The organism is Streptomyces netropsis (genome assembly GCF_014203545.1).
Lineage (GTDB): Bacteria > Actinomycetota > Actinomycetes > Streptomycetales > Streptomycetaceae > Streptomyces > Streptomyces netropsis.
This window is the reverse complement of sequence record NZ_JACHJG010000011.1, coordinates 106,740-121,043: the sequence shown is the minus strand read 5'-3', so window position 1 is coordinate 121,043 and position 14,304 is coordinate 106,740. Positions and strand designations below refer to the sequence as shown.

Sequence of the window (14,304 nt, the reverse complement as noted above, 5' to 3'; positions counted from 1 at the left end):
CCACCGTTCATCACACTGTACTGCGAGGTTTCTCCCATGACAGCGGTCTTCGCCCTGGCCACCGCCCTTCTCTGGGGGCTGGCCGACTTCGGCGGTGGCGTGCTGACCCGTCGCATCCCGGCCCTCACGGTGGTCGTCGTCTCGCAGCTGCTGGCCGTGGTGGTGCTGGGCGCGGTCGTCGTCGCCACGGGCGGCTGGTCCGAGGCCGGACCGCGGCTGTGGTACGCGGTGGCGGCCGGTGTGGTGGGACCGGCGGCGATGCTCTGCTTCTACCGCGCGCTGGCCCTCGGCCCGATGGGGGTCGTCTCCCCGCTCGGCGCGCTGGGCGGCGTCGCCGTACCGGTCGGGGTCGGCCTCGTGATCGGCGAACGGCCCGGGCTGCTCCAGATCGCGGGCATCGCGGTCGCCGTGGCCGGTGTCGTCCTCGCGAGCGGCCCGGGGTTCGGCGGCGCGCCCGTGCAGCGGCAGACGCTGGTGCTCACCCTCGTCGCGGCGTTCGGCTTCGGTTCGGTGATGGCGCTGATCGCCGAGGCGTCGCACACCCTGACCGGGCTGTTCCTCGCCCTGTTCGTCCAGCGCGTCTGCAACGTGGTGGTCGGTGGCGCGGCGCTGTTCGCGTCCGCGCGGCGCGGCAATCCGGCGCTGCCCGTCGAGGGCCGGGGCGTCATCCGTGCGGCGCTGCCGGCGCTCGCCTTCGTCGGTCTCGCGGACGTGGCCGCCAACGGCACGTACAGCCTGGCGGCCCAGAGCGGACCGGTCACCGTCGCGGCCGTCCTCGCCTCGCTCTACCCCGTGGTGACCGCGCTGGCCGCGCGCGGCCTGGGCGAACGGCTGCGCACGGTGCAGGCGGCGGGCGCGGGCCTGGCGCTGGTGGGCACGGTCCTGCTCGCGAGCGGCTGACACCGGGCCGGGACCTCAAGACATGCCTGTGGCCGACGCGTGAACGCGTCGGCCACAGGCATGTCCCGCCTCAGTACGCCGGGCCTTCCGAGGGCGGACCACCCGTCGCCGGACCGCTGGTCGTGCCGTCCGTCGGGGGCGAGGAGCCCGGCGCGGGCTCCGACTCCCCGGACGACGGCGTATCGCTCCCGTAGTCACTGGACGTCCCCGGGGACCCACCGCCGCCGGGCTGCGGGGCCGGCTGGTCGTCGGTTGCCGTCGAGTCCCCGCGGTATCGCTTGATCCACTCACCGGTGCGGGGGTCGTAGATCAAGAAGATGTTGATGATCGTGGTGGACCGCTGGACCACCACCGACTTCTTCTCCTGGTAGGAGGGCCACGTCTGGCCCTTGGTCTTGACGTCCCCCTTGATGGCCACCGGCTCCTTCAGCGGGTTCCCGCACGCGCAGCGCACCCGCGGCACACCGCGGTCGTCGACCATCACGGCCGTACCCGCCTGAAGGACGTCCTGACGGCTGGTGGGCGCGCCGTCGCGGTAGCCGTAGTTGGTGACCCGGGTGTCGTAGCGCAGTTGTACGGGCGTCAGCCCGCGCAGGTACTCCGGGATGCGGCTCTGCTCGATGCCCGCGGCCTGCGCCCAGGCACGCCCCTTGTCCTGGTTTTCCGTCAGGTACCGGATCTGCTTCTCGACGTCGCAGGCGGCGACGTTCTGGGTGCCGCCGTAAAGGCCTTGGGTCGACCCCGACAACGTCGGTTGCGTCCTTCCGCCGGCGGGGGGATCCGGGGGTTTGGACCCGCCCGTGTCGGACTGCTTCGCCGTCGACTTGGAGTAGGGGTCGGGTCCCTCCGCGGACGCCGCCTGGAGGAAGACCTCGCCGCCCCCGCCACCCTGCCGGGCGAAGAAGAAGATCCCGAGCGCGATGACCGTGACCAGGGCGCCGGCGACGAGGGCGACCCGTGGAGCGGAGCGCCACCAGGGAGGACGGCCGCCGCCGGTCCCCCCGCGCTCACCGGGGGGCGGACCCGGCGGCTGCCCGGGGCCCGAGGGGCCGGAGGGCCCGGACGGGCCGTACCCGCCTCCCGAACCGCCGGGCGGCGGCGCCGCGGGCCGGCCCGGCTCCGTCGGCCGGTGCGACGGCCCGGAGGACCCGGGCTCGGAGCCCTGACCGGACAGCGGTCCGGACGGCGGGCCGGTGGGGCGGTTTCCTGACGGCGGTTCGGAAGTCACGGCCCTTCTCCCAGGCATTGACGGTGATGCGGATGGAGCGGTGATGCGGAGGGAGCGAGGACCTTCTCCGTCCTGCCCTCTTCCACAATTCGGTTGATTTCATTTGTTTTCGCTGCGCTCATTGTGTGTCCGGAACCCGCGCCGCCCGCAAGCGGGAGCGCGCACCAGGGGTGCGGGTCCCCCGGCCGCCCTCGCGGGCGGGCGGCTCGGCGCCCCCGTGCGTACGTTGGAAGACACCGCGAGCCGCACAGCCCCACCGAGACCCACCGGAGTCAGCGTTGAGCAGCCAGCCGCCAAGGTCCGCGCCGGGCAGGGCGCTCGGCGAGGTACGCGCCTGGCGGGACGCCCTCGCCACCGTGGTCGCCGGAATCGTCGCCCTGTTCGTCGTCGCCGCGCTCGGGCTGTGGGCGGCGGGCGCGGCGACCCTGCCGGGCGGCGCGTTCCCCAGCGTGGTCGCGGCCACCGTGGTCACCGCCGTCGGGGGCACGGTGCGGCTGTCGGGCGGCGCGGGCCCGATCGCCCAATCGGACGGGGGGCTGAACGTCGTCCCCCTCTCGGTGACCCTGGCCGGCGCCCTGGCGATCGCCGTGGTCTTCCTGCTGCCGCTGCGTCACCACGCGGTGGTGAGCGGGGCCCAACTGCTCGCGAGGGTCGCCCGTACGGCCGTGCTGTGGCTGCTGGCCCTGCTGATCGTCGCGCTCACCGCGAAGCACACCTTCCGGATCAGCCTGGGCGACGCGGCCCTCGACGACATCGGCGACCTCCTCGGCGCCACCCCGTCCGTCGGTTTCCGCGCGTCCGTGGGCTCCACGCTCGGGTTCGGGCTGCTCTGGCTGCTGGTACTGCTCGCCGTGGCGTCGGCGGTGTCCCGCAAGACACCGCTCCCGCCGCGGCTGCTGCCGTTCCAGGACTCGGTGCGGCCCGCCGCCTTCGCGATGCTGGTCGTCCTGCTGGCCTACGTCGTCCTCGGTCTGGTCATCGGTGTGGTCATGCTCTTCACCCGCGAGCACCCGGACCAGACCGCGGCCGTCATGCTGCTCGGGCTGCCCAACCTGGTCTGGATGGCCTTCGGCGTGGGGCTCGGCGGCGCGTGGGAGGGCAGGGTGCCCAATCCCATCGGGCTGCCCATGCCCAGGGCCCTCGCGGCGGTGCTGCGCCAGCGCGAAGGCGAGGCCACCGCCACGGTGGATCTGGGTTCGCTCACGGAACAGGACGGACGGGCCTGGCTGTTGGTGGTCGTCGCGGCACTCGCGCTGCTGGCCGCCGGGCTGCTCATGGCCGTACGGTCACCGGCCGACACCCGGCCGTGGGAGCACGCCGTGCGGCTCGGGCCGGCCGTGGCGATCACCCTGCTCGTCGTGGGGCTGCTGACCCGCGTCTCGGCCCGCTTCGGTCTGTCCCTGTTCGGCATCGGCGACCTCGACGCCTTCGGCGGCGAGGTGCTGCTGCGGCCCCATCTGTGGCTGCTGGTGGGCGTCGGCCTGTTGTGGGGACTGATCGCGGGCTTCCTGGGCGGCCTGTTCACCACCCGCATCCGGCGGCGCGGCGATGTGACCCCGGACCCGGATGTGGCGGGCACGCCCGCCCCTGACGGGCGCTGACGCCACCCGCCGAAGGCCCGGCCGGGCAGTCTGCGGGTGGCGTCAGCGCCCGTCAGGGAAGACCGGTGCCGCCCAGTGCGGCGGGGCCGGCGGGGGTGTCCGCTCCGGGAACGCTCCCGCGGGCCGCGGATCCACCCGGGTGGGTTCGTGTTCCCGCACCTGTGGGGGCTCCTCGGCCACCGCGCCCGTACCCGCCCGGCGCAGGGCGCTGACGAACCGCAGACAGGTGTCGTAACGGTCCTCGGGTGTCTTGGCGAGGGCCTTCATCAGCACCTCGTCGACGGCCGCGGTGAGGTCGGGGCGGTGCTCGGAGACCGGGGGCGGTGGGTCGTTCTGGTGTGCCCACAGCAGCGCCATGTCGTCGTCGCGCTGGAAGGGCGGGCCGCCGGTCAGCATCTCGTACACCACGCAGGCCAGGCTGTAGACGTCGCAGCGGCCGTCGACCGGCTTGCCCGAGATCTGCTCGGGCGCGACGTAGTCGAGGGTGCCGACGAACTGGCCCACCGTCGTGAAGCCGGTCAGCGACAGCGACTTCTTCGTCAGCCCGAAGTCGGTGAGGTACACATGCTCGGGGTGGTCGGCGTCGGTGCCCTCCGCGACCAGGATGTTGCCCGGCTTGACGTCCCGGTGCACCAGGTCGTGCGCGTGGGCGGCGTCCAGGGCGGAGGCGATCTGGAGGCCGATGCGGCAGGCGTCGGCGACGGGGAGCCGCCCGGTCCGGTCGAGCATGGCCCGCAGGTCCTGGCCCGCCACGTAGCGCATGGCGATGAAGAGGACGCCCTCGGTCTCCCCGGCCTCGAACACCGGCACGATGTTGGGGTGGTCGATGGCCGCCGCGACCCGCGACTCGTGCGCGAAACGCTGCCGGAAGGTGTCGTTGCGCGCCAGCTCCGGCGCCAGCAGCTTGAGGGCGACCGTCCGCCCGAGGCGCAGGTCCCGGGCGCGGTAGACGACGGCCATGCCGCCGCGCCCGATCTCGCCCTCCACGCGATAGGCGGCGATCTGACGGCCGATGAGGTCGGACTGCCGGCCGATCGGCACGTCCCCGCGGGTACGGTCGTCGGGGCCCGCCATCAGCGGTCACCGAGCACGGTGGTGGGCGGCCCGCCGGGCCCGTCGGCCTCCCCGGCCCCTGCCCCTGTCCCGGGCCTGCTCCCGGCCTCCGAGGCGGGCTCCGAGGCGGGCTCCGAGGCGGGCTCCGCCACCGCGAACGTCGTCATCGCCGTCCCGTCGCAGTAGCACCAGCGGTCGTGCTCCGCGTCGTACACCCACATCGCCTCGCCGTCGACGACGGCCCCGATCCGCAGCCCCAGGGTGGTGCGGCGGAACGTCTCCCCGTCCATCCGGCCCGCCGCCAGTTCCTCCACCGCCCGGCGGTAGCGGCCGACCGTCTCCTCGACGCGGGTCAGCAGCGCCCGCGCGTCCGCCGTCCGGGCGAGCTGCTGCCCGGTGGACGGCGGGCCCTGCGGCACCGGGACCAGCAGCCGGGCGTCGACCCACGCCGACCAGCCGTTGAGGCAGAGCACCTGCCCCCAGTCGCCCCGCCGCTCCAGCAGCCGGACCGGCAGCAGCGCATCGAGCGGCTCGGTCGCCACCAGCCCGTCCGGGGCCGCCCAGGTCGGCATGCCGTCCCCGGGCGCCACGTGGGTCGGACGGAAGTCGGCGCCCGGGCCCACGGCGGCCGCGACGACGGACTGGGGTGGGTACGCTGCGTTCATCAAGGCTCCCGCCTGCTACTTGCGCATGATGGCGGGCTCGTGGCGGCGCAGCAGTCGCGCGACGATGACGCCGAACACGACCGAGAGCACCACCAGCATGCCCATGTTGATCAGCCAGGTGCCCGCCGAGTGGTCGAAGAGCGGGTCGGCGGTCAGTTTGCCGGGCACGATCCGTTCCAGCCCGACCGTGCCGGCCATCGCACCGAGCGCCCAGCGCGAGGGCACCAGCCATGCCAGCTGTTCCAGCCCGGGCACCCCGGCCAGTTTCAGCAACGCCCCGCAGAAGACGACCTGGACGATGGCGAGGAGGACCAGCAGCGGCATGGTGACCTCCTCCTTGCGCACCAGTGCCGACACCAGCAGGCCCAGCATCATGGCGGTGAACGACAGCAGCGCCACGGCCAGCGCGATCTCGACGAGCGGTGGGAAGAACACGCCCTTGCCGCCGGGCGCGTTGATGTCCACGCCGAACAGCCCGACCAGGGTCAGCACGACGGCCTGCACCACCGTGATCAGCCCCAGCACCACCACTTTGGACATCAGATACGCGGATCTGGACAGGCCGACGGCTCTCTCCCGCTGGTAGATCACCCGTTCCTTGACCAGTTCCCGCACCGCGTTGGCGGCCCCGGTCAGCACACCGCCCACGCACAGGATGAGCAGCGCGTTCATCGCCGACTCCTGGGTCAGCTTGCTGCCCGCGAGCGCCCGGGCCATCGCGCCCATCACGAACGGCAGCGCGATCATGATGGCGAGGAAGGTCCGGTCGGCGGTGAGCGCGGCCGCGTACCGGCGCACCAGGGTGCGCAGTTGGGCACCCCAGCTCTGTGCCTTCGGCGGCCTGGGGGCCTCTTCCGGTGCGTGGGCCCCGTCCAGCCGGGGCTGTTCGGTGGCGGCCGCGATGTACTGGCGGTAGTGCGAGGAGGCTCGGTACTGCCCCGCCCAGTCGCGCCCGGCCTCGGCCTCGAACGCCTCGAAGGCCTCGGGCCATTGGGCGTAGCCGAAGAAGTCGAGGGTCTCGTCGGGCGGCCCGTAGAAGGCGATCCGCCCGCCGGGGGCGAGGACCAGCAGCCGGTCGCACACGTCCAGGCTGAGCACGCTGTGGGTGACGACGATGACGGTGCGGCCGTCGTCGGCGAGGGTGCGGAGCATGTGCATCACGGAGCGGTCCATGCCCGGGTCGAGGCCGGAGGTCGGCTCGTCGAGGAAGAGCAGCGACGGCTTGGTCAGCAGTTCCAGGGCGACGCTGACGCGTTTGCGCTGGCCGCCCGAGAGGCTGTGGATGGGCTGGTCGGCGCGCTGCTGAAGGCCCAGTTCGCCGATCACCTCGTCCACCCGGGCCTGCCGTTCGGCCTGCGCGGTGTCACCGGGGAAGCGCAGCTCGGCGGCGTAGCCGAGGGCACGGCGCACGGTCAGCTGGGCGTGCAGGATGTCGTCCTGCGGCACCAGCCCGATGCGCGCCCGCAGCTCGGCGTAGTCCCGGTAGAGGTCACGGCCGTCGTAGAGCACGGTGCCCCGGTCGGCGGGGCGCTGTCCGGTGAGCGCGTTGAGCAGCGTCGATTTGCCCGCGCCGCTCGGTCCCACGACCGCGAGCAGGCTCTTCTCGCCCACGGGGAACGACACGTCCTCCAGCAGGGTCTTGCGGCCCTTGTCCACCTGGACGAGCAGGTCCTGGACGTCGAGCGAGATCTCACCGGTGTCGACGAACTCCTGGAGTTCGTCACCGACCAGGCAGAACGCCGAGTGGCCGATGCCGACGATGTCGCCGTGGGCCACCGGGGCCCGCTGCACGGACCGGCCGTTGAGATATGTGCCGTTGTGGCTGCCGAGGTCCACGATCTCGTGGCCGCCGTCGGCGGTGGCGCGCAGTTCGGCGTGGCGGCGGGAGACGACGAGGTCGTCGACGACGAAGTCGTTGTCGGCGCCGCGGCCGATCCGGACGGTCCGGGTGGGCAACGGGCGTACGGAGGTGGGGCTGCGGAAGGTGCCCGTGGCGGACGGCAGCGAGACGGACGACGGGCGCTCCGCCGAGTGGGCCACGCCTTTGAGCAGCGCGGCCGGGCCGTCGTCGGGGTTGCCGAACCGGATGACGCTGCCCGGCCCCACGTCCTCCGCACGCACCCGGTGGCCTTCGGTGTAGGTCCCGTTGGTGCTGTCGCTGTCCTCGAGCGTCCAGTGGTCCCCGACGGGGCGCAGCACCGCGTGGTGCCACGAGACCCGCAGGTCGTGCAGCACGATGTCGCTCAAGGGATCGCGCCCCACGTGGTAGGTCCGGGTCGGACTCATCACCTGCGAGCCGCCGTCGGCCTCGACGACGAGTTCGGGGGCGGGGGGCGCGACCGACCGCTCTCCCATGTTTGGATTCTACGGCGGACCAACCGGTCCCGCCTGTCCACGGGGGCGGCACCCGGCCCGCCCCGCGAAGGGAGTCCACCGGTGTCGTCGCAGCCCGGGGCCGCCGAGCGGCTGCCCGTCTTCGTCTACGGGACGCTGCGCCCCGGACAGGGCAACCACGCTCGTCTCCTGCGCGGCCGCACCACGGCCGAGGAGCCCGCCCGGCTGCGCGGCGCACAGCTGTACGCGGGCCCCGGCTACCCGTACGCGGTGACCGCCCCGGCGGAGAGCGTGATCCGCGGCGACCTGGTCACCCTGGCCCCGGTGCGGTACGCGGAGCTGTTGGCGGCTCTGGACGAGCTGGAGGGCTACGCGCCCGGCGATCCCCGCAATCTTTACGAGCGGGTCGCCCGCGAGGTCCTCCCGGACGGCGGGGGCACGGTCCGTGCCTGGGTCTATCTCGCCGCGGACCGTCTGGCCCGGCGGCTGCGCGACGACGGCACGCCGCTGCCGGGCGGCGACTGGCTGCGCTGAGGTGCCTGGTGGCGCTGCCGTTCCGTCGCTTACGGTGCCCACGGGACGTGATGGATCATGACGGGTGAGGCAGAAGGAGAGACGGTGGCGGAGCGAGCGTTGATTTCGGGTGTGGGCGGGCGCGAGCCGAGGATCGACCCGGGGGCGTTCACCGCGCCGACGTCGGTCGTGATCGGCGAGGTGACGATGGCGGCGGGCGCGAGCGTCTGGTACCACGCCGTGTTGCGGGCGGACTGCGGTCCCATCACGCTCGGCGCGGACAGCAACATCCAGGACAACTGCACGGTTCACGTGGATCCCGGATTCCCGGTCAGCGTCGGCGAGCGGGTGACGGTCGGCCACAACGCCGTCCTGCACGGCTGCACGGTCGAGGACGACGTGCTGGTCGGCATGGGGGCCACGGTCCTCAACGGCGCGGTGATCGGGGCCGGTTCGCTGGTGGCCGCCCAGGCCCTCGTCCCCCAGGGCATGCGGATCCCCCCGGGCTCCCTGGTCGCGGGCGTCCCGGCCAAGGTCAGGCGGGAGCTGACCGAGGAGGAGCGCGAGCACATCAGGCTCAACGCCACGATGTATCTGGAACTGGCGAAACAGCACCGCGACGCGGCGCCGGGCGGCGGGAACGCCGGATCCGCCTGAGCGATGTCGGCCAGGCGCGCGGTCACCGCGCGGAGCCGACCACCCCCGGGGATTCCCCAGGAACGACCGATTGCCGCAGACTGCCACGGAGATCGCGCATCGCGCTTGGCCCAGCACTTCTGACAGGAAGGCAGGTCATGACAGAACGACTCTTCGACTACCCGGCCGACGCTCCCGACTGGCCACCGCCCAGACCGCGGGTGGACATCCACACCGCGGAAGCGGCGGGCAAGCTGATCGCTGACTGGCTGCGCGCCCGGGTGGCGGACTCCATCGCCCGGACACCGGGACGGCCGGTGGTTCTGCTCTCCAGCGGTGTGGACTCCTCCGCCGTGCTCGCGGCCGCCGCGCCGTGGGATCCCGTCGCCGTCACCGTACTCACCGGTGACGCGCCGGCCGACGCCGACGCCGGGGACGTGGCCCGGCACTTCGACGTCGCCCATGAACCGGTATCGGTCTCCTTCCGAGAGGCGAAGGACCATGCGGCGGCCGCGGTCGCGATGACCGGCACGGCCGACCCGTGGATCATCGGGAAAGCCGTGGCGATCATGGCGGCCGCTCCTCGTCTACGGGGACGCGGAGCCGTGCTGACCGGCGAAGGAGCAGACGTCGTGACCATGGGAGGCGACGCCCCGGTGCACTCCCAGGGCGCGTTCGACAGCGGAGTCCTCGCCGAGGCGGGCCGCTACTGGACAGCCCGCCGACCGGGCGTGGACATCGGCGAGGTCGTCGGACCCGACGCCCCGGGCCGCTGGTGCCGCGTCATGCAGCACCTGGACCTGCTCGCCCTCACCCGCCGCATCGATCACCGGGTGATGTGGCGCGACGACGACACCCGGGATCCCGGCACGGCCCTGGACAAGGTGCCCCTGCGGATCGCGGCAGCCGGACTCGGCGTCCCTCACCGGACGGCGTGGCGGCCCAAGTCCCCGTTCCAGAAGTCCTCCGGAATCCTGGACGCCATGCTCGACGCCGCCCGTGAACGAGCGGCCGAAGCACCGGGCTCGGAATGGGCCGTACGCCCCGCCCGTGAGTCACCGGAGCTGACAGCCGTCACCCTCTGGCTCGCCGGCCATCTCCCTCCGGACGGCCCGCGCGACCAGTGACCCTTGAGACGACCGGACGCCGGAACGGCCTCGCTCGCGACCGGTTCGGTGGCGCGGAAACACGACAGCTCGCCCGGGATGCCCGGGCGAGCTGTGTACGGGGTGGGGCCGCGGCCCCGGAGCCGTCGTCAGTCGTTGACCGCGACGGGCGCGGCGGCGGGCTGCTCGGCGCTCGGGTCCGCGGCCGCCTCGGCCTCGGCACGCTTGGCGGCGGCCTTCTTGGCCCGCAGGCGCATCACCAGCAGGGAGCCGAGACCGAACACCACGGCGGCAGCCAGGCCGACGTAGGAGAAGCGCTTGATCCAGTCCTCGGCGACCTTGCCGACGGTGTAGATCACCGCGACCGTGCCGCCGGCCCAGACGATGCCGCCCAGCACGTTGGCGATCAGGAACTTCCAGTACGGCATCTTCAGCACACCCGCGAGCGGACCGGCGAAGATCCGCAGGAAGGCGATGAAGCGACCGAAGAAGACCGCCCACATGCCCCACTTGTGGAAGGACCGCTCGGCGGTGGCCACGTGATCGGGCCCGAAGTGCTTGGGGAACTTGCGGCCGAGCCAGTCCAGCAGTGGCTGCCCGCCCTTGCGGCCGATCATGTAGCCGATGGAGTCACCGACGATCGCGCCCACGATGGCGCACGCGCCCAGCACGTACGGGTTGATGTGGTCCTGCGTGGCGGCCAGCAGCGTGGCGCTGACCAGGACGATCTCACCGGGAAGCGGGATGCCCAGGCTCTCCAGTCCGATGACCCCGCCCACCAGCAGGTAGACGGCTACCGCCGGTACTGTTTCGAGCCACTCCTGGATGTGCAACGCCGGTTCCTCCCCGGTTGGTGATCAAATGCCCGGCGTGCGCCACGAGGGCACACGCCGGGCAGCCTACTGGAGGGGAGGACTCATTCGCGGGGCCGCCGGTTGCTCGATCGAGGGTCACGAGTGGGACAAGGGACCGGACGGAGCACCACCGACCGCCGGCAGGCAGCCCGCGACGTCGAAGACCGGACGGCCACGGACGTCCCCCCGCGAAAGCAGCAGATCACCGCTTACCGGAGCGGAGGCTACGCATTGGGCCGCAGGGTCCACACCACGGTCATCTCGCCCGTCACCGCGCCGTCCGCGCGGGTGATCGCGACGTTGACCGGGAACTCCGGGCGCTCCCCCGCGTCCAGCTCCGCGACGACCTCGGCGGCCGGGCGGCCCAGCTCTGCGGTGGCGGTGACCTCGCCCATGGCGAGCTTCTTGTAGCCGATCTCGGCGCGCACGGCGAGCGGCACGGCCCGGGAGAGCTGGTCGCCGAAGGCGGCGAGGACGATCGCGCCACTGGCGGACTCGGCGAGGGTGAACATCGCGCCGGCGTGCGGGCCCCCGACGTGGTTGTGGTAGTCGGGCTGGTCGGGCAGTCGGACGACGGCGCGCTCGGCGGTCGTCTCGTCGAAGACGAGGTTGAGCGTACGGGCCATGGGCACGGTGGCCGCGAGCATGTCGCCGATCGAGGGCGTGGTCTGAGACATACCCGCAAGTTACCAGCCAGTAGCAAGGATCGGGAAGGGGCGCCGGTCAGCGTCGTCACCGGCGCCCTCTATGGTTATCGGCCATGTGGCCAGGACAGCAGCCGCCCGGGGGCGAGCAGAACCCGCAGGACCCGAATCAGAAGCCGAACCAGAACCCGTACCAGCAGCCGGCGTACCAGCAACCCAACCCGTATCAGCAGCCGGGTTACCAGCAGCCCAATCCCTACCAGCAGCCCGCCGGACAGCCCGGAGCGCCGGGCTACCCGAGTCAGCCGGGCGTCCCGCAGTGGACCCCGCCGGGCGCGCCCGGCGGTCCGCAGTCGCCGCGGGACAACCGCAAGCGCACCACGATGATCGCGATCGGGGCGGCGGTGGCGGTCGTGGCCGCGGCCGTGGTCACCGGGGTCGTCGTACTGAAGGACGACGACGAGCAGCCCGCCGCCAAGGGCGGCTACCCGAAGCCGGCGTCCTCCGCCCCGGCGGCCCCGGCGGCCCCGAGCCAGAGCGCGGCGGCCCCGGACGACAATCCGCGCGACGGCGAAGAGACCAAGCCGGTGATCGACGGTTGGAAGGTCGTCGTCAACGGCAAGCGGCACAACGCCTTCGACGTCCCGGCGGACTGGACGGTCCGTTCCCCGACGATGTCCACCGGCTTCGAGGACGAGGACGGCAAGCCCCTGGTCACCATGTCGGGCAACGCCGTCTACAAGGACGGGGAGTGCGCGAAGAACGACCACCGGGGCGGCGCCGGCACCAAGGGCGCGCAGGGCGCCAAGAGTGAGGGGTCGGCCGCCGAGATCGAGTCGCTCAACTGGGTCTTCGCGGCGTTCGACCAAAAGAAGACGGGCCGCTTCGACACCACCAAGGCCAAGCCGTTCAAGAGCGACCACGGCATCACCGGCTACACCGCCTCGGCGACGGTGACGGGCGTGAAGAAGACCGACAAGTGCGTGACGGACGGCAAGGCGTTCGCGGTGACGTACAAGGACACGTCGGGCGACCTCGCGACCTGGATCCTCTACGCGGGCACCGGCTTCGACGGCGAGCTCCCCGACGACACCATCAAGAAGATCATGAGCTCGCTCCGGCCGCTCAAGTCCTCCTGAGCGACCCCGGCACCGACTCCGCCCGGCCCTGTGGGATTCCGGGCCGCCGTGACGGCGGCCCGGACACCCCGCCCGGTGTCAGCCGATGCTGAACGTCCCGCCCGGCGGCTCGGGAGAGGGCGCCGCGTCCACGTCGTACACGGGCGCCGCCCCGGCGGTGAAGCGCTCCAGCATCGGTCCGTGCTCGACCCGCGCCGGGAAGGCGTCGCCGGCGGCACGGCGGGCGAGCGCCGTGACGGGCAGCTCGGTGTGCGAGGCGACGAGGACCGCGTTGCCGAAGCGCCGGCCCCGCAGCATCGGCGGCTCGGCGATCAGACACACGTGCGCGAAGGCCGCCGCGAACGTCGCCACCTGCGAGCGCAGGAAGGTGAAGGGCGCGCCGTCGGCGAGGTTCGCCGCGTACCGGCCCTGGGGGCGCAGCACCCGGGCCGCGCAGCGCGCGTACTCCACCGATGTGAGATGCGCGGGCACCCGCGAGCCACCGAAGACATCCGCGATGATCACGTCGGCGGAGGCGTCGGGCTCGGCCTCCAGCGCCGTACGGGCGTCCGCCGCACGCACCTCGATCCCCGACCCGTCCCGCACCGGCAGGTGTTCGGCGACGAGGGCGATGAGGCCGCGGTCCGCCTCGACGACCCGTTGGCGCGAGCCGGGCCGGGTGGCCGCGACATAGCGCGGCAGGGTGAGCGCGCCACCGCCCAGGTGCAGCACGTCGAGGGCCCGGCGCGGCTCGGTGGCGGCGTCCACGGCGTGGGCGAGCCGTCGCGCGTACTCGAATTCGAGGTGGGTGGGATCGTCCAGATCCACATAGGACTGGGGGGCGCCGTTCACCGTCAGCAGCCAGGCCCGCGCCCGGTCCACGTCGGGCATCAGCTTGGCGGTGCCCCAGTCCACGTCCCGGGTCACGGGTATCGGTTCGTCCACTCCCCCATTGTGCCGATGCGCCCGGCTCGTCCGCTCGGCCACCCCCGTGAAACCTTCCCCTCTCACAGCATTGCGGTCACGGCACCGGTGCCCCCTAGGGCTGCTCGCCCCGGGCACGGTGTGCCGTGCCGACGACGAACCCGTCCATCCACATCTGCGTCATCTGCCGGATCACCATCTTGAGCTGCAGGGCGGTGAGCACTTTCTCCAACTGCCCTTGGCGCAACGCGAGCCTGGCCCGTCGCTCCGCCGCTATGAACAACACCATCTGCTCAGCCCTTTCGAGTGCCCCTTCCCGCCGTTCTTCCATGGCTGCACCCTAGGCCGGGCCCCGCCCGGGGGCACGTGATTATGTTCAGCGCGGCCCCGACGGCTCCGGCGACAGCCCGGGGACGACCTTGAAGGTCGCATCTTTTCGGTCCAGGTCCGTGTTGACCTGTTCGACGAAGAGAGGGAAATCCCTGTGCCCGATGAAGCGGTCAGGGAAGCCGAAGGACCGGAAACGATTGACGGCAAAATGCCGTGCCGCATATTCGGTCATAAAACCCCCCGGCAAAGCTCTTCAGGCCGTTCCCGCCCATGCGGGGACGGCAGCGTGAAGAGGGGCAGGCCTGGCGCCGGGCGGCGCGCGGCCGCTGCGGACGACCGGTGTCGGCGGAGCGAACGGCACGTGACCGGCCGTCCCGGTTCTGTCCCGTCTCCGTGAC

Annotated in this window: 15 protein-coding genes; 6 read left to right on the top strand and 9 right to left on the bottom strand. The window is 72.5% G+C overall.

All coding sequences use genetic code 11. The annotated features are described in order from the left end of the window. Nucleotides 1-36 precede the first annotated feature (36 nt). Entirely contained in the window at nt 37-900 is an 864-nt protein-coding gene (locus FHS38_RS24540; RefSeq protein WP_184736870.1) for an EamA family transporter, read from the top strand. A gap of 70 nt (nt 901-970) precedes the next feature. Here the strand turns inward: FHS38_RS24540 and FHS38_RS24535 are convergent, their stop codons facing one another. After that, nucleotides 971-2,128 carry a DUF6777 domain-containing protein gene (locus FHS38_RS24535; protein ID WP_184736868.1) on the bottom strand — a complete coding sequence of 386 codons (1,158 nt, stop codon included), beginning with the start codon at nt 2,126-2,128 and terminating at the stop codon, nt 971-973. 278 nt (nt 2,129-2,406) lie between these two features. Between FHS38_RS24535 and FHS38_RS24530 the strand changes: the two genes are divergently transcribed. Then, entirely contained in the window at nt 2,407-3,729 is a 1,323-nt protein-coding gene (locus tag FHS38_RS24530) for a streptophobe family protein (protein WP_184736866.1), read from the top strand. Between the two features lie 42 nt (nt 3,730-3,771). On the opposite strand, the gene FHS38_RS24525 is transcribed toward FHS38_RS24530, so the two are convergent. From FHS38_RS24525 to FHS38_RS24515, 3 genes are read right to left on the bottom strand one after another with little or no spacing between them, the layout of a single operon-like run. Further along, entirely contained in the window at nt 3,772-4,803 is a 1,032-nt protein-coding gene (locus FHS38_RS24525; protein ID WP_184736864.1) for a serine/threonine-protein kinase, read from the bottom strand. Then, the gene (locus tag FHS38_RS24520) at nt 4,803-5,447 is read right to left on the bottom strand and encodes an SH3 domain-containing protein (RefSeq protein ID WP_184736862.1); all 645 of its coding nucleotides are present in this window, start codon (nt 5,445-5,447) and stop codon (nt 4,803-4,805) included. The genes FHS38_RS24525 and FHS38_RS24520 overlap by 1 nt, the downstream gene beginning before the upstream one ends. A 15-nt stretch (nt 5,448-5,462) precedes the next feature. Further along, entirely contained in the window at nt 5,463-7,802 is a 2,340-nt protein-coding gene (locus FHS38_RS24515; RefSeq protein ID WP_184736860.1) for an ABC transporter ATP-binding protein/permease, read from the bottom strand. 81 nt (nt 7,803-7,883) lie between these two features. On the opposite strand from FHS38_RS24515, the gene FHS38_RS24510 reads away from it, so the two are divergent. From FHS38_RS24510 to FHS38_RS24500, 3 genes are all read left to right on the top strand, one after another. Next, on the top strand, nt 7,884-8,315 hold the full coding sequence (locus FHS38_RS24510) for a gamma-glutamylcyclotransferase family protein (RefSeq protein ID WP_184736858.1): 432 nt from the start codon (nt 7,884-7,886) through the stop codon (nt 8,313-8,315). A gap of 57 nt (nt 8,316-8,372) precedes the next feature. Continuing rightward, complete coding sequence (locus FHS38_RS24505) at nt 8,373-8,951, top strand: gamma carbonic anhydrase family protein (protein WP_184736856.1); 579 nt, start codon at nt 8,373-8,375, stop codon at nt 8,949-8,951. A gap of 137 nt (nt 8,952-9,088) precedes the next feature. After that, nucleotides 9,089-10,057, top strand: a complete 969-nt coding sequence (locus FHS38_RS24500) for an asparagine synthase-related protein (protein WP_184736854.1) — start codon at nt 9,089-9,091, stop codon at nt 10,055-10,057. Between the two features lie 128 nt (nt 10,058-10,185). On the opposite strand, the gene FHS38_RS24495 is transcribed toward FHS38_RS24500, so the two are convergent. Together FHS38_RS24495 and FHS38_RS24490 are read right to left on the bottom strand one after the other, a co-directional pair. After that, nucleotides 10,186-10,869 (bottom strand): DedA family protein, encoded by a 684-nt coding sequence (locus FHS38_RS24495; protein ID WP_184736852.1) that lies wholly within the window; start codon nt 10,867-10,869, stop codon nt 10,186-10,188. Nucleotides 10,870-11,114: 245 nt separating this feature from the next. Further along, nucleotides 11,115-11,567 carry a DUF4442 domain-containing protein gene (locus tag FHS38_RS24490; RefSeq protein ID WP_184736850.1) on the bottom strand — a complete coding sequence of 151 codons (453 nt, stop codon included), beginning with the start codon at nt 11,565-11,567 and terminating at the stop codon, nt 11,115-11,117. A gap of 83 nt (nt 11,568-11,650) precedes the next feature. Between FHS38_RS24490 and FHS38_RS24485 the strand changes: the two genes are divergently transcribed. After that, nucleotides 11,651-12,673, top strand: coding sequence for a DUF8017 domain-containing protein (locus FHS38_RS24485; protein WP_184736848.1), 1,023 nt, complete (start codon nt 11,651-11,653; stop codon nt 12,671-12,673). Nucleotides 12,674-12,751: 78 nt separating this feature from the next. Here FHS38_RS24485 and FHS38_RS24480 read toward each other — a convergent pair whose 3' ends face one another. The 3 genes from FHS38_RS24480 to FHS38_RS24470 form a co-directional block, all read right to left on the bottom strand. Beyond that, a complete protein-coding gene (locus FHS38_RS24480) occupies nt 12,752-13,597 on the bottom strand; it encodes a spermidine synthase (protein ID WP_229822068.1) in 846 nt (281 codons plus the stop codon). Nucleotides 13,598-13,691: 94 nt separating this feature from the next. After that, nucleotides 13,692-13,907, bottom strand: a complete 216-nt coding sequence (locus FHS38_RS24475) for a hypothetical protein (RefSeq protein ID WP_184736846.1) — start codon at nt 13,905-13,907, stop codon at nt 13,692-13,694. A gap of 45 nt (nt 13,908-13,952) precedes the next feature. Continuing rightward, nucleotides 13,953-14,138, bottom strand: coding sequence for an AbfB domain-containing protein (locus FHS38_RS24470; RefSeq protein WP_184736844.1), 186 nt, complete (start codon nt 14,136-14,138; stop codon nt 13,953-13,955). Nucleotides 14,139-14,304 lie beyond the last annotated feature (166 nt).